The sequence below is a fragment of the Pedobacter sp. T50_32 genome (assembly GCF_057652195.1).
In genome coordinates this window covers 22,249-40,136 of the sequence record NZ_JBYFBY010000001.1, presented here as the reverse complement: position 1 = coordinate 40,136, position 17,888 = coordinate 22,249, and the positions used below count along the sequence as shown (strand labels likewise).

General features: G+C 38.0%; 13 protein-coding genes. 4 read left to right on the top strand and 9 right to left on the bottom strand.

The window, feature by feature from the left end; all coding sequences use genetic code 11:
- Positions 1–69 precede the first annotated feature (69 nt).
- Positions 70–2,862, top strand: a complete 2,793-nt coding sequence (locus AC23ME_RS00145) for an outer membrane beta-barrel protein (RefSeq protein ID WP_487725721.1) — start codon at positions 70–72, stop codon at positions 2,860–2,862.
- Positions 2,863–3,001: 139 nt separating this feature from the next.
- Here AC23ME_RS00145 and AC23ME_RS00140 read toward each other — a convergent pair whose 3' ends face one another.
- Positions 3,002–3,871 (bottom strand): glycerophosphodiester phosphodiesterase, encoded by an 870-nt coding sequence (locus AC23ME_RS00140; RefSeq protein WP_487725720.1) that lies wholly within the window; start codon positions 3,869–3,871, stop codon positions 3,002–3,004.
- Between the two features lie 194 nt (positions 3,872–4,065).
- Between AC23ME_RS00140 and AC23ME_RS00135 the strand changes: the two genes are divergently transcribed.
- The 3 genes from AC23ME_RS00135 (at position 4,066) to AC23ME_RS00125 (ending at position 7,082) form a co-directional block, all read left to right on the top strand.
- Positions 4,066–4,281: a FeoA family protein gene (locus tag AC23ME_RS00135; protein WP_487726729.1), complete on the top strand. Its 216-nt coding sequence runs from the start codon at positions 4,066–4,068 to the stop codon at positions 4,279–4,281.
- A gap of 1 nt (position 4,282) precedes the next feature.
- Positions 4,283–6,409 (top strand): ferrous iron transport protein B, encoded by a 2,127-nt coding sequence (feoB, locus tag AC23ME_RS00130; protein ID WP_487726728.1) that lies wholly within the window; start codon positions 4,283–4,285, stop codon positions 6,407–6,409.
- Between the two features lie 70 nt (positions 6,410–6,479).
- A complete protein-coding gene (locus tag AC23ME_RS00125) occupies positions 6,480–7,082 on the top strand; it encodes a SprT-like domain-containing protein (RefSeq protein WP_487725719.1) in 603 nt (200 codons plus the stop codon).
- Here AC23ME_RS00125 and AC23ME_RS00120 read toward each other — a convergent pair.
- From AC23ME_RS00120 to AC23ME_RS00085, 8 genes are all read right to left on the bottom strand, one after another.
- Positions 7,070–7,378: a helix-turn-helix domain-containing protein gene (locus AC23ME_RS00120; protein ID WP_487725718.1), complete on the bottom strand. Its 309-nt coding sequence runs from the start codon at positions 7,376–7,378 to the stop codon at positions 7,070–7,072. The two genes, AC23ME_RS00125 and AC23ME_RS00120, sit on opposite strands and share 13 nt — an antisense overlap.
- Before the next feature lie 219 nt (positions 7,379–7,597).
- Positions 7,598–9,574: an alpha-ketoacid dehydrogenase subunit alpha/beta gene (locus AC23ME_RS00115; protein WP_487725717.1), complete on the bottom strand. Its 1,977-nt coding sequence runs from the start codon at positions 9,572–9,574 to the stop codon at positions 7,598–7,600.
- A gap of 96 nt (positions 9,575–9,670) precedes the next feature.
- Complete coding sequence (locus AC23ME_RS00110) at positions 9,671–11,059, bottom strand: LutB/LldF family L-lactate oxidation iron-sulfur protein (protein WP_487725716.1); 1,389 nt, start codon at positions 11,057–11,059, stop codon at positions 9,671–9,673.
- Between the two features lie 316 nt (positions 11,060–11,375).
- Positions 11,376–11,921 carry a hypothetical protein gene (locus AC23ME_RS00105; RefSeq protein WP_487725715.1) on the bottom strand — a complete coding sequence of 182 codons (546 nt, stop codon included), beginning with the start codon at positions 11,919–11,921 and terminating at the stop codon, positions 11,376–11,378.
- 285 nt (positions 11,922–12,206) lie between these two features.
- Positions 12,207–13,829 carry a M28 family peptidase gene (locus tag AC23ME_RS00100; protein ID WP_487725714.1) on the bottom strand — a complete coding sequence of 541 codons (1,623 nt, stop codon included), beginning with the start codon at positions 13,827–13,829 and terminating at the stop codon, positions 12,207–12,209.
- Between the two features lie 51 nt (positions 13,830–13,880).
- Positions 13,881–14,333: a ribose 5-phosphate isomerase B gene (gene rpiB / locus AC23ME_RS00095; RefSeq protein ID WP_487725713.1), complete on the bottom strand. Its 453-nt coding sequence runs from the start codon at positions 14,331–14,333 to the stop codon at positions 13,881–13,883.
- 111 nt (positions 14,334–14,444) lie between these two features.
- The gene (tatC, locus tag AC23ME_RS00090; RefSeq protein ID WP_487725712.1) at positions 14,445–15,332 is read right to left on the bottom strand and encodes a twin-arginine translocase subunit TatC; all 888 of its coding nucleotides are present in this window, start codon (positions 15,330–15,332) and stop codon (positions 14,445–14,447) included.
- A gap of 78 nt (positions 15,333–15,410) precedes the next feature.
- Complete coding sequence (locus AC23ME_RS00085; RefSeq protein ID WP_487725711.1) at positions 15,411–17,699, bottom strand: glycoside hydrolase family 3 N-terminal domain-containing protein; 2,289 nt, start codon at positions 17,697–17,699, stop codon at positions 15,411–15,413.
- Positions 17,700–17,888 lie beyond the last annotated feature (189 nt).

Sequence of the window (17,888 nt, the reverse complement as noted above, 5' to 3'; positions counted from 1 at the left end):
GCCAAACCTTTTCGCTTTTGTGTAGTCTGATTAGGTAATTTCAAAAAAATATTATTTCTAAAAACATCAATGAATAAACATTTACAAAGATTACTATTTGTAGCTATGCTCTGCCTAGCTAATTTGGCCTTTGCACAGGCGCAGGGAACTGTGAGTGGGAAGGTGCTTAACCAAAAAGATAAACAACCTATTGACTATGCTTCCATAGCAATCAAAAAATTAAGTGCAGACTCTACCGTAGTTGGTGCAGGCTCTACCAATGCAAATGGAACCTTTTCTATCAATAATATTGCTGCAGGTAAGTATCGCCTATATGTAGTGTATCTCGGTTTAAAAACTGTAAATAGAGATTTCGAGTTAACTGCTGCAAAGCCGAGTATTAACTTCGGTGAATTGTTAATGGAAGATACCGGCGTTACCCTTAAAGGCGTTGAAATTAAAGGAGAAACACCTCCTGTAGTAGTTAAGAAAGATACCTTAGAGATTAATGCAGCTACTTTAAAAGTGAAAGAAAACTCGGTAGTAGAAGACCTTTTAAAGAAAGTTCCAGGAGTGGAGGTTTCTAAAGATGGTACTGTAACTACGCAAGGAGAGACCATTAAAAGGGTAAGAGTAGATGGTAAAGACTTTATGGGTAACGATCCATTGTTGGCTACCAGAAATTTACCTGCTGATATGGTTGATAAAATCCAGATTATTGATGATATGTCTGAGCAGTCTAAATTCTCTGGGGTTGATGATGGTAATCGTGAGAAAATCTTAAACATAGTTACCAAAAACGGCGTTAAAAATAAAGGATATATTGGTAACAGTACAGTAGGCTATGGTACAGATGAACGCCATGATGTAAATATCAACGTTAACCGTTTTGATGGTTCACAAAGAATTTCATTGCTTGGTCAATTCAATAACGTAAACAAACAGAATTTTGGTGGTGGTATTGGCGGTGGCGGCGGTGGTCGTGGAATGATGTTTGGTGGCGGCGGTGGTGGTCAGCAGCAACAAGGTATTACCACTACAAGTGCAGCAGGTATAGATTTTGCAGATACTTACGACGACGGTACGCAATTTAACGGAAGCTACTTTTTCAATAAAACATCTCTATTCAATAGAAGTACCACAAATTCACAAAGTTTTATTGGTAATGAAACAGCATCAAGTTTTGATAATACAGAAAGTAATACCAAACGTTTAAATCACCGTTTAAACTTCATGATTGATACGAAGTTGGATTCGGCTACTTCAATTCGAATTCAGCCTAATATTTCGTACACTAGCAATTCAGCGAATAGTTTTAAAGATTACGAGCAGAATACTATTGCTGGTCTAGAAGTAGGAACACAAAACAATGTTACTGCTTCTACTTCACCTTCTATCAACAACAATATCTTAATTAGAAGAAAATTTTTGCGTAGAGGCCGTACGTTGTCTTTAAATATCAATACTTCAATTAATGATAACGATGCTAATAACTTCAATAGAAACCCTTGGACATTAACATCGCCAAACGGTGTGAGAATTGAAGATTTGGATCAGCTAAATGATAACAAAGTAAATTCTTTTAGCAACACTGCAAGATTGGTATTTACGGAACCTTTATCTAAAACTTTGAGCTTGGAGCTAAACTATCAAAATGGTTATATGCACGATAACAGGAAACGTTTTGTTTATGATTTCAACAATGTAACGCAGCAATATGACATTATAGATATTGACTACAGTAACGAATTTGAAAATACAACCTTAACGAATTCAGTAGGTTTTAGTTTTAATAAGAATGAAAAGAAGTATAACTGGAATATAGGATTAGCAGGCTTACAGACTAATCGTAGAAATGACAACCTTACCACTGGTAGATTGCTAACTCAAAATTTTATTAACATTACACCTTCTGCTCAATTTAGGTACAACTTCAGTAATAACAAACGTTTAAATATCCGTTATGATGGTAGAACAAATCAACCTAGTATAGACCAAATTCAGCCAGTAAGAGATAATACAAATACCAGAAGTGTTCCTGCAGGTAATCCAGATTTGAAACCATCTTTCTCAAATAATTTGAGGATTTTCTATAATAACTTTGATTTTGCTAGTTACCGTACTTTGTTTTTAGGGGCTTTTATTACGCAAACATTTAACGATTTTGGTAATACGCAGCGTGTAATTACAGATCAAAGTTCGCTAGATTTTGGTAAAATCGAAACGGGTTTTATAAACGTTAAGGGCAATTACAATGCTAACCTTTTCGGTAACCTAGGCTTGCCTATTATTAAAGGAAACAAGCTGAATTTACAGATTGATGGTGGTTTATCAGCAAGTAGAGGAACTAATATTACGAGAGGCATAGAAAATGTGACCAATAATTTTGGTGTTAGAAATGGTTATAAATTAGTTTCGAACCTAGACAAATTTGATTTAATTGCTGGTGTTTCTGGTAGATGGGATCATGGTACTTATACTGTTGGTGAAACAACGAACTTCTACACGTTATCTCCAAATATCGATATCAGCTATATGTTTCCTGGCAATATCAGGCTACAAACCGATGTTACGTATAACAGCTTAACAGGTAGAGGTCCAGCAAATACAGATTTTACACAAGTGAATGCTTACATTAGCCGTCAGTTTTTCAAAAACAAGGGTACATTTAAATTATCTGTAAACGATTTGTTTAATGAAAATACAGGGGTAATACGTACAGCAAATGCCAACGAGATCGTAGATAGAAACTTTATTGTACTTAAACGTTACTTCATGTTCTCGTTTACTTACTCGCTAAGTACCATTGCTGGCATGAACCCGCAACAACAACAGGGCAGAGGACCAGGAAGCTTTAGAATGGGTGGCCCTGGAAGAATGTAAGGGCTTTAAACATATATAAAAGAGGCTGTCTAAAACAGTCGTCATTGCCGGCTCGACTGGCAATCTTGATACGATACTAATTTTTCACATTAGGATCCTTTCAAGGAAATGACGGTCTAAGTTTTTAGATAGCCTTTTTTTATTCTGCGATATTCAGTGCCTTTTTGGCGTGGATGTTATCTGTATGGATAAAATCTGGATCTTTTGCAACAACAGGTCTTAGTTCATCTCTAAAATAAGGTGTCCAAAGTTGTACTTTAAGACCAGCAGCTTTCGCCTGCTGAACTTCTTCGGCAGTAGCTTTGATACCCTCAACACTAACTCCATCATAACCCCTAGCTAATGCCGTGTTTATATGAGCTTGCATACCGCCATCGCCAGTGTAATATCTTACCATTTTCTCAGTTGTTCCGTATGTTTTAAGTTGCGATAAAAAGCGTGGACTATCGAATTCTAGAAAGATTTTCTCGGTTCCCTCAGCCGAACTAGGTAGGCTAGCTAAACTTGCCGCAAACTTGTCGTAATAGTTAGAACGACCTCCAGCCACTTCAAATACCCAAGATGGAAACGTAGGTTTAACATCTAACGAGATGTAAAAGTTTTTACCCCTGCTTTCCCAAAATTTAACCAATTCAGAGAATTTATAAATCCTATCTTGTTTATCTTCATGGCAAAGCATAATTTGCTCCAGTTCCTCATCACGCATTGCTGGTATAAAGCGCTCGGGTGCTTCGTCGCATGCATAATCGTTTACATCTTGGTTATGATACATCCAAATGGTCCCGTCTAGGCTCATGGCAACATCTGTTTCTACACCATCAAGGGTTTCTATGGCTTGTGCAAAAGAGGGAATGGTGTTTTCCATGTGCACGTCGTTAAAGAAATTACTTCCAGCTCCTTTATGTCCCAGAAACTTAACATTGGTAACTAGTTTGTCTTTTTTGCAGCTCAAACAGCAAACAACAATAAGGAGTAAGGATGAGATCGATAATTTTTGAATCGTATTCATAAGTGGTTGGATAGTAGTGTGTAAAGGTACGTATAATTGCTGGTTTAGACAAGGTTACTCGTTTTGGTTAGTTTGATCTCTTTACCTTTTTGTTACATTTCCTTATTTTGATTTATTATAAATAAGGGTTAACTTGCGACAGTTTTAACAGCGCATAAAATTGCATTTTTATGCGTGTAGGTAAAGATTTTTGTATGACACTTTCACAATTGAACCCAGGCCAAAAAGCAACCATCGTTTCTTTCACAGATACTGAGATGGCAGTAAAATTAATGGAAATGGGTTGCCTTCCCGGCGAAGTTGTTGAAGTGGAAAGATGTGCTCCTCTTGGTTGTCCTATCGCTATTCGCGTAGCTGGATATCAACTTTGTTTACGCAAAGCAGAGGCTGCTGTAATTATAATTCAATAATATTTTGGCTGATTTAAAAGTTGCTTTAGTTGGGAATCCGAACACCGGAAAATCTACCCTATTTAACCTTCTGACAGGATTAAATCAAAAAATCGGAAATTTCCCAGGAATTACCGTTGATAAGAAAACCGGTTACTGTAAGTTGCCATCTGGTAAAACTGCAGAAATTATTGATTTGCCTGGAACTTACAGTTTGTACCCAAAAAGTAAGGATGAAAGTATTGTTTTTCAGGTACTGGCAGATAAAAACAATAAAAGTTATCCAGACGTAATTGTGCTGGTGGCAGATTCCACCAATTTGCGTCGTAATTTGTTGCTTTTTTCGCAAGTGGCAGATTTGGGTATCCCAATGTTATTGGTACTCAATATGGCAGATATGGCCAAGAAAGAGGGTATCAATGTAGATGCTGACAAGCTTGCTGAACGTTTAGGTGTACAAGTGGTTAATATATCCGCCAGAAGAGGAGAGGGTATAAATGTGCTGAAAGATGCGATAGCGCAAACTACTAATATTGCCACTCAAAACAATACCATTAATGCTAGCGATTTTGCTCCAACTGCTATTGAAGCGGTGAAGCAAAAAATTGGGACAGATAACAATTACTACGCACTACAAGTATTACATCAGCATGAGCATTTAGGTTTTTTCAATGAAAGAGAGCAGCAAGAAATTGAAGCCATAGAAATTAGCAATAGTTTCGACACAGTAAAATTGCAAGGAGAGGAAACTGTAGCGAGATATAAGCATTTAAGTAAAGTACTAACAGATGTAGTTACTGATACAGGAGCTGCGAAAAAATTCACGTTAACAGATAAGCTTGATTCGATATTAACCCACAAAATTTGGGGTTTTATTATTTTCTTTTTTATCCTTTTCTTCATCTTCAATGCTATTTTCTCTTGGTCATCTGTACCGATGGATTTAATTGAGGGTGGATTTGCATGGTTAACAGAATGGGGGCATGAAAACCTTCCGGCAGGTGTATTTACTGATCTTTTGCTAGATGGTGTAGTTGCTGGTTTAGGTGGTATTGTAATATTTATCCCTCAAATTGCGATACTTTTTGCCCTGATCTCTATTTTAGAAGATACTGGATACATGGCTCGTGTTACCTTCATGATGGATAAGATCATGCGTAAATTTGGGCTTAGCGGTAAGTCTGTAGTACCTATGATTGGTGGTATTGCTTGTGCTGTTCCTTCCATCATGAGTGCTCGTAACATCGAAAGTTGGAAAGACAGGATCATCACCATTATGGTTACGCCGTTGGTGAGTTGCTCGGCCAGATTGCCAGTTTACACCTTGTTAATCTCTTTGGTAGTACCCGATGAGAAAGTTTTAGGCATATTGAATCTACAAGGTTTAACCTTGATGGGTATGTACCTTATTAGCATAGTTGCCGCAGTTTTGGTGGCTTTAATTTTTAAATTCATCATCAAAGCAAAAGAGCGTTCATATTTTATTATGGAGTTACCTGTTTATCGTATGCCACGCTGGAAAAATGTGTTGTTTACGATGTATGAGAAATCTAAAACTTTCGTGGTTGAAGCAGGTAAAGTGATTATTGCTATTTCAATCATTTTATGGGTGATGTCTACTTACGGCCCTGGTGATCGTTTTGATGCAATAGACAAGAAATATGATGCTATTGAGGCTAGCTCTACGGATACAGTGCAGTTAGCAACGTTAGAAAGAGATCGATCTGCAGAGAAATTGGAGAACTCTTATGCGGGCATTATTGGTAAAACAATTGAGCCAGCTATTAAACCTTTAGGCTACGATTGGAAAATTGGCATTGCTTTAATTACATCTTTTGCTGCTCGTGAAGCTTTTGTGGGCACCATGGCTACAATTTACAGTGTTGAAGGTGCTGATGATGAGGATGGAGAATTGCGATTACGTGATAAAATTGCTGCAGCGAAAGATCCTGAAACTGGATTGCCCATATTTACCCTTGCCACTGCATTTTCATTGATGCTGTTTTACGCATTTGCGATGCAATGTATGAGTACCGTTGCTATTGTGTATAGAGAAACCAAATCGTGGAAATGGCCAATGATCCAATTGGTTTACATGACCGTTATGGCTTATGTGGCAGCATTAATTGCGTATCAGCTTTTAAAGTAAATTGCTATATTGCCTTATTGTTAAATTGTCGATTTCAGTTAAACAGTTTAAACAATTAAACGATTAAGCTTTGGATAAGAAGGATGTTTTAGCACAATATATGCCTCCATCTGCAGCGCCTATTATCGCTAAGTGGATAGATTATTTCCAGTGTGAGTTTAAGATATCAAAAAATAGAACGACTAAACTAGGAGATTACCGGCATCCATTTAAGGGTAATGGACATAAAATATCCGTTAATAACGATTTAAATCCTTACGCTTTTTTGGTAACAACCGTGCACGAGTTTGCACATTTGCTCACTTGGAATGATCATAAGAACAAAGTGAAGCCACATGGATCCGAATGGAAGACTAACTTTAAAAGAATGATGAAGCCATTCTTTGATTTAGAAGTTTTTCCACCTGATGTTAACCAAAGCATTGTTGCTTATTTAAATAATCCTGCGGCATCTAGTTGTACGGATTTGAGGCTAGCAAGGGCTTTGAAAAAATATGATCAGCAGGAAGAAACACAACATGTAGAACAGTTGCCATTGAATACTATTTTTAGTTTGAAAGATGGGAGAAGATTTCAGAAGGGAGAGCGGGTGAGAAAGCGTTTTCGTTGTACTTGCTTAGATAGTGGAAAGATTTACCTCTTTAATCCACTGGCGGAAGTTTACGCCGAATAGTTCATTTGGTTAGACGATTTGCTATCGAACAACAATTCTTTGTCTTTTTGAGCTTTAATTAAACGTTGCGTAGTACTGCTGTTTACGTAATGCTCATATTCTAAACATAAAATTAGATAATGTAGTTCAAATCCGTAAAAAATTGCGATCAACCTTGCGGTATCAAGCCTCAACATCGTTTTATCTTTTTCTAGTTTGGCATAAGCGGTACGCTCCAAATTTAAAAATGTGGCAATATTCTCTTGCGTAACCCCCTTGTACTTTCTAAGTTTTCTTAAGATTTTACCAATATTCATAAAAGCGTATCATAGTGAATCGACTAAAGATACAATTTCATCAAATGCGAAAATGTGAAAAAAAGTCACATTTTATGCTTAGATGTTGTAAATGAATATTTTTACAACCATATTAAATCCGTCATTTTAATAACGCTCAATTATTATTGCCCATCATCTGGATTAACGCTCATCGTTTCCATATGTTAGGGCAATTTTATTTTTTAGGGTTGGTTGGTGTTAATAGTTAAGCAGTTTTTCGATGGTTTCGCCCAGGCGAGCTTTTGCCAAGAAATCGTCTTCTAATACTTTGCTCATTGGAATAGCGGTATCTAAGCTGGCACAACGCATTACTGGTGCATCAAGGTGCTCAAAGCAGTTTTCATTAATCCATGCAGCTATTTCTGATCCAAAACCGTTGGTAAATGTATCTTCATGTAAAACGATAACCTTTCCTGTAGCTTTAACTGCTGCCGCCACGGCTTCCTTGTCCCAGGGCTGTAAACTCACTAAATCTACCAAGGTTGCAGAAATAGCTGGATTAGCTTTCAAATAATCTAGCGCCCAATGTACACCTAAACCGTAGGTAATAATACTGATCTGATCGCCCTGCTTCAAAGTATTAGCTTTGCCAATTTCTACAGTATAAAATCCATCAGGAACAAGTCCGTTTAAGCTTCGGTACAAATATTTATGTTCAAAATAGATGACTGGATTTGGATCTTCAATGGCAGCAATTAGCAAACCTTTCGCATCATAAGGAAAAGCTGGATAAACAATTTTTAGTCCGGGAGTTTTGGTGAACCAAGCTTCGTTGCTTTGCGAATGGAACGGTCCAGCACCTGTACCGGCACCAGTAGGCATGCGTACTACTACATCAGCTTTCTCGCCCCAGCGGTAATGCGTTTTAGCTAAGTTATTTACAATTTGGTTGAAACCAACAGTCACGAAATCTGCAAATTGCATTTCTACCACAGCCTTATATCCGTTGATAGATAAACCCAAACCTGCGCCAACAATGGCAGATTCACAGATTGGTGTATTTCGAACTCTAGCTTTGCCAAATTCAGCTACAAAGCCATCTGTGATTTTAAAAGCACCGCCGTATTCTGCAATGTCTTGCCCCATCAATACTAAATTTTGATGACGTTGCATCGCTGTTCGCAGTCCATCAGTAATGGCATCTAAATATCTCTTTTCAGTAGTAGATGCAGACGGAGCGAAGCTACCACCTTGGTAAGGATAATACATATCACTTAGTTCCTGCGCCGAATTTGCTTGTGGTTCTGGTTCAGCAAAAGCTGCTTCAACTTCACTGTCAATTTGTTTTTTAAAACCGTTTCTAAGGTCTGATATCGTACTCTCCGTTAAAACACCTTCATCCAATAGGTAATCTTCAAAATTCTTTACTGGATCTTTCTGTGTCCATTCATCAAATAAGTGCTGCGGAACGTATTTTGTACCAGAAGCTTCCTCATGGCCACGCATTCTAAAAGTTAAGCACTCTACCAAAATAGGTCTTGGATTTTTGCGAATATCTTCCGCCAATGCACTTAATTTATCGTAAACTTCCAGAATGTTGTTGCCATCTAATTGTACGCCTTCAATGCCGTAGCCAATGGCCCTATCTACTAAATGTTTGCATTTAAACTGTTCGTTAATTGGGGTAGACAGGCCATAGCCATTATTTTCAATTAAGAAAATAACAGGCAAATTCCAAACAGAGGCTACGTTAATGGCTTCGTGAAAATCTCCTTCGCTTGTGGCGCCTTCGCCCGTGAAAACGAGTGTTGCCTTTGGTCTTTCAGCAATTAAATCTGCAAGAGCAATGCCATCGGCCAATGCCATTTGCGGACCCAAATGCGAAATCATGCCAATAATTTTATATTCCTGAGTGCCAAAATGAAAAGACCTGTCTCTGCCTTTGGTAAAGCCAGTTAATTTACCTTGCCATTGCGCCATCAATCTTTTTAACGGAATATCTCGAGTAGTAAAAACCCCTAAATTGCGATGCATTGGCAGGATATATTCATCGCCCTGCATGGCTAAAGTGCTGCCAACTGCAATTGCTTCTTGCCCAATGCCCGAAAACCATTTACCAATTCTACCTTGACGCAACAAGATCAGCATCTTTTCCTCTACCATGCGTGGGTAAACCAAGCGTTTGTAGATTTCCAATAACTCTGAATCGGTTTTTTGCTTACGGTCGAACTGCATATGGGTTGATATTGGTTTGCAGTAAAGATAATAATTAAGTTATCAGTCGATAAGAAACGAGGAGAGTTTTTAAACTATTGCTCAATTCTTTGTTGGCTAATCTATTTCCTTCTTTTTCTGATGCTCTTCCCAGCGTTTGGCAAAAGATTTAGGAGCTACTTCTGGCATTTCGCGATATTTGCCCCAGCCTTTTTTAAAGAAAGTTTTAAGGAAGAAGTTTTTCATTTTTCCACCAAAGAAATCCATCATCGAACGCTTTTTCATTCCTCGTTTCCAAAGGTTCCAGCCTATGTTTTCTGCTGCGGTGTTGATGTTGCTAGCGGCTGCATCTCTACGGTTTAGCAGCAACATTTTATGGATATCAATCTTAACCGGACAAACTTCCGAACATTTACCACACAAACTCGACGCATAGCTTAAATGTTTGAAATCTTCCATCCCCTTAAAATGTGGCGTAATGATAGATCCAATTGGTCCACTGTAAGTGGTGTTATAAGTGTGGCCACCAATATTTTTATAAACCGGACAAGCATTTAAACAAGCGCCGCAACGAATGCAATATAAAGCCTGACGCTGTTCTTTTTGTGCCAAGAGATTTGTACGGCCGTTATCCAGTAAAATAACGTACATTTCTTCGGGTCCGTCTGTTTCACCAGCTTGCCTCGGGCCACTTAAAATAGTATTGTAAACCGTTAAATTCTGCCCTGTACCGTGGCTAGAAAGCAAAGGCCAAAATAGATCCAAATCAGTAATAGATGGCACTAGCTTTTCTATACCAACAATAGCGATGTGTATTTTAGGGAAAGTGGTTGTTAGCCTTGCATTTCCTTCGTTTTCTGTAAGCGCAATACTGCCGCTATCTGCAATGAGGAAATTACCACCAGTAATACCAATATCTGCAGTTAAATACTTGTCGCGAAGCAATTCACGAGCTTTTTGCGTCAATTGTTCTGGCGTAGCATCTATCGGTGTACCAAACTTTTCGTTAAATAACTTGGCAATATCTTCCTTACTAAGGTGCATGGCAGGCGTCACAATATGATAAGGCGCTTGCCCTAGCAACTGTACAATGTATTCACCCAAATCACTTTCTAAAGAGTCAATACCGTTCTTCTCCAAAAACTCATTCAAATGAATTTCTTCGGTAGTCATCGATTTAGATTTGATAACCGATTTACCGCCAACACGCTGAATAATTTGCAGAATTTCTTTTTGAGCTTCTTTGGCATCGTTTGCCCAAATTACCTTTCCGCCACGCTTTTGGAAATTAGATTCGAACTCTGGTAAAAGTTTGTCCAAATTTTCCATTACACGCCATTTTACAACGTGTGCCTTACGTTTTGAAGCTTCCAAATTTTCAAATTTCGACAAGCCACGAGCTACCGCCACATTATACTTCCCAATATTGTAATTGATCGTATCACGGTGCGACTGGTCAAACGCCTTTTCATCGGCTTTTACAAGAAATTCTTCGGCAACCTTCATAAGTGCTCAAATATAGTTAAATACGCTAGGGCTTTAAAATTTAACGGCAGGTTGTTGATATAATTATGAATTCTATAAGTCCTAATCGTTAATTTTTTTATTTGAAAAGCAGTTTTAGTGTTCTATATGTACCGAAAGTCCCGCACTTCGCTATTAGTCCTCGGTTTCGTTCCTCAACCTGCGGGCTAACCGCTTCGTTCGGGTTTGTTTTACAAAAACTTATGCAACTATGAACTTTGTCAATCTTATCGAAGAAAATGCATATAAAGATTGACAAAGTTGGCTAAAGACGAGATACAGAAGACACTTAGGCATTCTATTGCAAACTATCAATCTCTTTCATGTAGGCCAAATAAGCTTCTTTATAATTCAATTTTTGATGCTCTGGTTTAGAAATGAACAAGAGAAAATCTTCTAGATCTGCTTCGGTAAAACCAAGTTTCCTAAAAAGTAATTGGTCATTTTCCCAATTGCTTGGGTTTACCTTTATAGTTGCCATTTGTTTATAAAGCAAAATACCCTTTCTAAATTCGGCGTAGCCGATGTTTTGTTTAAACGCCTGTACCGATTCTACTAATTTTTTATAGGTAACTATGGTGTCTACATTGCTTTCGCTCAGTATGGTATATAAAATTTGAGGTTTCAATATTTCTAAATCCACGCTGTCTAGCACCACAAATTTTTGAAGAACGGAGATATCTTTAAGAAAAAGAGAATCGCTTGCTTTTAAGCGTGTTTTAAGAAAATTAGGTTCTTGAGATAGTAGTTTAATATCGTCTGTATTTTGCTGTGCGGTTACAAAAAGACTAGTAAACAATAAGAGAGACGTAAACAGTAATTTTAAAAAATGGATGTTTCTCATGAATTACAAAGTTACGCTTTTGATATAGAGACTTACGAAGTTTTTAAAAACTTCGTAAGTCTTGTGAATTACTGATTTAGTTTTGCATTGTTTAGGTAAGGTTTAGTTTTGCATGCACATGCCTGCTAGACCCGATGGAAACGGAAACCCCGCAGGCAAGCGTAGCGCAGCCGAGGAGTTGAAGTGTACAGCGGGACTTTCTCGAAATAGTAGCACTGAAACTGCTCTTCTAAAAACAAAAAAATCCCGCTAGTTGCCTAACGGGATTGAATATTTTGAAATGGTTTATTTAGTTTTTAAAGAACCATCTTCGTTCTTGTTCACTACTGGGCGGTTGGCTGCATTTGCTAATTCCCAAGCGGTGTAGTAAACTAATTGCGCTCTTTTTGCCAACATTGGGAAGTCGATTTTGCTTACTTCGTCGCCAGGTTGGTGGTAATCTTTATGTACACCATTGAAGTAGAAAATTACCGGAATGCCGTGTTTAGCAAAGTTGTAATGATCTGAACGATAGTAAAAGCGGTTCGGATCTGTACGGTTGTTATACTTCTCATCTAACACGATGTTCACATAGTCAGTATTTGCTTTTTTGCCGATTTTATCTAAGTCGTCGCTTAACATGTTAGAACCAATGATGTAAACGAAGTTATTGTCTCCAGGACGGTCATCGTCGCCACGGCCAATCATATCGATATTTAAGTTAGTAATTGTGTTTTCTAAAGGGAATACCGGATAATCTGAATACCACTCAGAGCCCCAAAGACCTTTTTCCTCACCTACTACAGTCATAAATAAGATACTGCGTTTAGGGCCTTTTCCTGCTTTTTTAGCTTTAGCAAAAGCTTCTGCAAGCATTAAAACGCCAGTAGTTCCAGATCCATCATCATCTGCACCATTGTTTACTTTGTCGGTAGCGTTTGGATCATCTACTAAACCGATATGGTCATAGTGGCCAGTAATGACCAATACTTCGTTCTTTAATTTTGGATCAGAACCTTCCAAATAACCTAAAACGTTATCTGCTTTGATGTTTTCTTCTACTAATTTAGCCGAGAAAGCAACAGGAGTGTTAATTACTACTGTGGCAGGTTTTAAGGTTTCAGCAATTTTTTTCTTTACATCGGCAAGGTTAGTATTTGCAACAGCTAGAATTTGGTTAGCAACAGCTGTACCTACCGTTACAATAGGTAAAGAGTTGTTGTTTTGATCTGCTTCGGCTCTTTTTAAGCCAGCAGCACCTTCTGTTAAAAATGCTTTTGCAGCATCGGTTAGGTTATCTACTCTCTCGTTGATGACCAATACACCAGCCGCTTTATGATCGGTTAAATATTTGATTTTTGCTTGTTGGCTACCAACACTGCTTTGCGGTCTGCGACCTTGAGCTGGCTGTGCCGGAGCTTTTGCGGTTGGATCGCCAGTTGCGAAAATTATGACCACTTTACCAGCTACATCTAAGCCAGCATACTCGTTAAAGTCGTCTTTATTTAAACCGTAACCTGCAAAAATTATTGAGTTGGCTTTAACATCGAAACCTGCTGCAGGTGTTGTTTGAGCAAGGATATAGTAATCTTTAAGGTTTTCTTTGGTTTGTGAAGCAACACTTAAATTGATGCCAGTTAATTTTTTGGAAACGATACCTACTGGTTGAAAGTAAGCATCGGCGCTGCCTTTTACTGGGCCAGTTAAACCAAAGCTTTGGAATTGCTTTTTGATATAATCTGCCGCCATCCAGGCACCTTTTTTGCCTGTCTCACGGCCTTCGTACTCATCTGAAGCCAATATAGAAAGATGCTCGAAAGCCCTCTCTTTATTAACTGGAGCACTAAATTTGATGGCGTTTTTGTCTTGCGCCATTGCACCAAAACTAAGCGCAAGTGCTAGTGAGGTGTAAACAAATTTTTTATTCATTTTTATGTTGTTATAGTTAGTCTTTTGGTCTTTAAGCTTCGGTCTTTCCTTTTAGCAAGATATTTTATCCACTCTATTAGCATGTCTGCCACCTTCGAATGGCGTTTCTAAAAATGTGGTTAACATTTCTTTAGCTAACTCTTCTGATACAAAGCGAGCTGGAATGCAAATTACATTGGCATTGTTGTGCTGCCTTGAAAGTTTTGCGATTTCTGTTAACCACGTTACTGCGGCTCTAATTCCTTGATGTTTGTTGGCAGTAATGGCCACACCTTGTGCGCTACCGCAAACTAGAATTCCAAAATCTGCTTCGCCTTTTTCTACAGCACTTGCTGTTGGGTGAGCAAAATCAGGATAATCTACAGAATCAAGTGAGTTGGTACCGAAGTCTTTTACTTCTGAAACACCTTCATAAGCACTTAAAAAGTCCTTCAAGATTTCTTTGTACTCGAAACCTGCGTGATCTGCGCCAATGGCTATTTTTAATGGTTTTGCTGTCGACATACTCAAAGTTATATAGAATTATGTTATCTATCTAGTAAATATTTTGTTGCTTATTTGGTTAACTGATTAATTGTTTAATCGGTTAACTGCTAACTGAAAACCGCCAACTGTTTAACTTTTTTTTCCGTAAAAGGCTAACTCGGCTTTTTGTCTTTTCTTTTCGATATTGGCTGATATCAAAATACTTAATTCATATAATAAGAACAACGGGAATGCAACAATTAACATCGTGTACGGATCTGCTGTTGGTGTAACTACCGCCGCAACAATTAAGATTAAAACTGCCGCATATCTTCTGGTAGAACGCATAAACTTAGGTGTCATGATACCTAGTTTAGACAAAATGTAGATGATTACTGGTAGTTGAAAGATGATACCCGAGCCTAAAGTTAGTGTTAAAACAGTAGATAGGTAACTCGAGATGGTGAATGTGTTTTCAATACTTGGATCAACCGTGTAATTAATTAAGAAGTTGATAGATAGCGGGCAAATCATATAATAGCCGAACAATAAACCCAACGCAAAAAGGAATGAAGCAAATGCCACGAAACCGCTTGCAGATTTACGCTCGTTTTCTAAAAGAGCTGGTTTAATAAACAACCAAACTTCAAATAACAAATACGGCACACCTAAGATAACACCAGCCATTACGCAGGAGTTCATTTGTAAGGTAAACTGCCCAGACATTTCTGTGTTGATGATTTTTGCTTTGATAGTTGTAATACAGAATTCATTACCGATTGATGGGAAGGCTTCTACCAGTTTACACATCATGCGGTAGGTCCAAAAATCAGCGTTTTTAGGAGCCATAATTACATCATGCCAAATAAAGTCTGTAAAATAAAATGCAACGCAAACTAATAGAACTATCACCGCCAATGCCCTAAGTAAGTGCTTGCGAAGCACATCTAAATGGTCAAAAAAAGACATCTCTGCCTCTAAAGTTTGACCTTTTTTCTTTATCGAATCTATTAAATCTTTGGCTTTATTATTACTCATTGTAGCTATTTGAAAACAAAAATACCATTCTATTTGGTTAGAATGGTATTTACGTTTAAAATCTAATAAAAGATTTACTTAGTTGATATTAAAATTCTTTTTGAGCGATCCAATTTTAACGCTAAACTCGCCAGGTTCTATTACAGATTTTCCATCTAGGTGGGTAAAAGAAAAATCTTTTTTATTAATTTTAAAGGTAACCGTTTGCTTTTCGCCAGGCTTAAGGTTGATTTTTTCGAAGCCACGAAGTCTCTTAGAATCTGGGGTTAAAGTAGCGTATAAATCGCTTAAATAAAGCTCAACTACTTCTTTTCCTTCTCTGTTTCCGGTATTGGTAACTTCTACAGAAACTGTCAACTCTTGGTTGGCGTTAATTTTTTCTGCACTCAACTTTAAGTTGTCGTACTTGAAAGTGGTGTAGCTTAAACCAAAGCCGAATTCATATTGTGGGTTGTATTCTGCATCGTAGTTGTACACACCTTCCATTACTGTTCTGTTTTCAGATGGTTTGTGGTTGTAGCCTACCAAAGAGTTAGGGAATTTAGGATAATTGTAAGGTAATTTTCCAGACGGGTTAACATCACCAAAAAGGATATCGGCTAAGGCATCGCCACCAAAATTTCCAGGCAAGTAGGTTTGCAAAACACCAGCCATTTGAGCTTCAAATTTGCTGATTAATCTCGGTCTACCCTCGTTAAGTACCAAGATTACAGGTTTGCCAGTAGCACCTAGTTTTTGCGCCAATTGTGTTTGCAGGTCAGAAATGTACAAATCGCTCAAATTACCTGGGCTTTCGGTATAAGAATTTTCCCCTAAGCAAAGCACAATGGCATCTGCATCTTTCGCCGCTGTAACTGCCTTTTCGATGCCATTTTCGAACTCTTCATAATATTTGCCATCCATTTTGTAGCTTACGCCTTCAACAAAAGTTACATTTTCTTTGCCAGCTTTTGTTGAAACAGCTTCTAAAATAGTATTGTATCTAGCAGCAAATTCTTCTACTTTTTCGCCTTGCCAAGAGTAAGTCCAGCCACCATTAAGTGTACGCATAGAATTTGCATTTGGACCTGTAACCAAAATTTTTAAGCCTTTTTTAAATGGCAAAACATTGTCTTTGTTCTTTAACAATGTGATAGACTCGGCAGCAGTTTGATAAGCAGCTTGTTCAAATTCCTTGCTTCCAAATTTTGAATAGTTTTTCAAATCGTGAACGGCTTTTTCAAATAGACCTAGTTTGTATTTTAAAGTAAGAATATTTGTAACGGCATCATCAATTCTCGTTTCTTTCACCTTTCCTTCCTTAACCAAAGCAATTAAATTATCACAAAATCTTTCGTAATCGTAAGCAATCATCGACATGTCAATACCAGCATTAATAGCCAACATAATAGCCTCTTTATGATCTTTAGCTACTTTATCTCTGGTATGCAAATTTTCAATATCTCCCCAGTCGGTTACGATTAGTCCTTTAAAACCAAGTTCTTCCCTTAGCAGTTTAGTTAGTAGTTGATAGTTTGCATGAACCGGAACTCCATTAATTACACCAGAATTAATCATGATACTGTGTGCTCCAGCCTCAATAGCCGCCTTAAAAGGAGGGAGGTGATGATCTCTCAGTACATGGTCTGGGATATATGCAGGAGTTCTATCCTTACCAGAAACTGATACTTGGTAACCTATAAAATGTTTTAAACAAGACGCTACGCGATACGGGTCGGCAATGTTATTTCCCTCAAAACCTTTAACCATTTGTAATCCGAGTTCGCTGATTAAGAAAGGATCTTCCCCAAATGTTTCCCATTGACGAGGAAAACGAGGATCTGGCGCTAAATCCAATACCGGCGAGAAATTCCAAGGAATAGCGCTGGCTCTGGTTTCGTAAGCCGTAATTTCAGCTCCTTTGTAAACCAGACTTCTGTTACGAGTTGCCGCTTGACCAATTTGTTGCGGAAACATAGTGGCGCCTGCAGTATAAGTAGTGCCATGTATAGCGTCAATACCGTATAGTACGGGGATGTTTAATCTGCCTTTACCTGTTTCCTGGATTTTATTGATGATTTGATGCCAAACCTGTGGTGTACGGGCTCTATTGTTAGCTGTGTTTAGTACTGAGCCCACTTTATACTTAACCAAAGCATGTTCTAGTTGCTGCTGATTTAAAGCCACTGGCTCGTAACTGCTAAATCTGTCTTTACCATTGGTGATTACATCCATGGTGATTTGCGCCATTTGCCCAACCTTTTCTTCTAGGGTCATTTTACCTAGTAAGGTTTTTACTTTTTGGTCAATAGCTTGATTTGTTTTCTGCTGGGCGGTTGCCAAGAGCGAAAGGGCGAGGAGCGGGATAGTTAGAAATTTTTTGTTCATATCTAATTAGGGTTGATTAGGTTTTTGTGTATTTGTAAAATATTCGGTTGATGTAAATGCCAAATATCAATTTTACAGGATTGAATTACGAAAAACTCACCTTCTCAAAACCCCTACAAAGCATAAAAAAATGCGCTCCAATCTAAATCAGAGCGCAAGAAACTAAAAACTAAAAAAAATCGGGCTGTT

What these genes read in the sequence shown, in the direction of transcription:
- AC23ME_RS00100 (WP_487725714.1), bottom strand. Translation starts at nt 13,829, where the DNA reads ATGAATAAAAAATTTGTTTACACCTCACTAGCACTTGCGCTTAGTTTT.
- AC23ME_RS00145 (WP_487725721.1), top strand. Translation starts at nt 70, where the DNA reads ATGAATAAACATTTACAAAGATTACTATTTGTAGCTATGCTCTGCCTA.
- tatC (WP_487725712.1), bottom strand. Translation starts at nt 15,332, where the DNA reads ATGAGTAATAATAAAGCCAAAGATTTAATAGATTCGATAAAGAAAAAA.
- AC23ME_RS00110 (WP_487725716.1), bottom strand. Translation starts at nt 11,059, where the DNA reads ATGAAGGTTGCCGAAGAATTTCTTGTAAAAGCCGATGAAAAGGCGTTT.
- AC23ME_RS00140 (WP_487725720.1), bottom strand. Translation starts at nt 3,871, where the DNA reads ATGAATACGATTCAAAAATTATCGATCTCATCCTTACTCCTTATTGTT.
- rpiB (WP_487725713.1), bottom strand. Translation starts at nt 14,333, where the DNA reads ATGTCGACAGCAAAACCATTAAAAATAGCCATTGGCGCAGATCACGCA.
- AC23ME_RS00135 (WP_487726729.1), top strand. Translation starts at nt 4,066, where the DNA reads ATGACACTTTCACAATTGAACCCAGGCCAAAAAGCAACCATCGTTTCT.
- AC23ME_RS00120 (WP_487725718.1), bottom strand. Translation starts at nt 7,378, where the DNA reads ATGAATATTGGTAAAATCTTAAGAAAACTTAGAAAGTACAAGGGGGTT.
- AC23ME_RS00115 (WP_487725717.1), bottom strand. Translation starts at nt 9,574, where the DNA reads ATGCAGTTCGACCGTAAGCAAAAAACCGATTCAGAGTTATTGGAAATC.
- AC23ME_RS00105 (WP_487725715.1), bottom strand. Translation starts at nt 11,921, where the DNA reads ATGAGAAACATCCATTTTTTAAAATTACTGTTTACGTCTCTCTTATTG.
- AC23ME_RS00085 (WP_487725711.1), bottom strand. Translation starts at nt 17,699, where the DNA reads ATGAACAAAAAATTTCTAACTATCCCGCTCCTCGCCCTTTCGCTCTTG.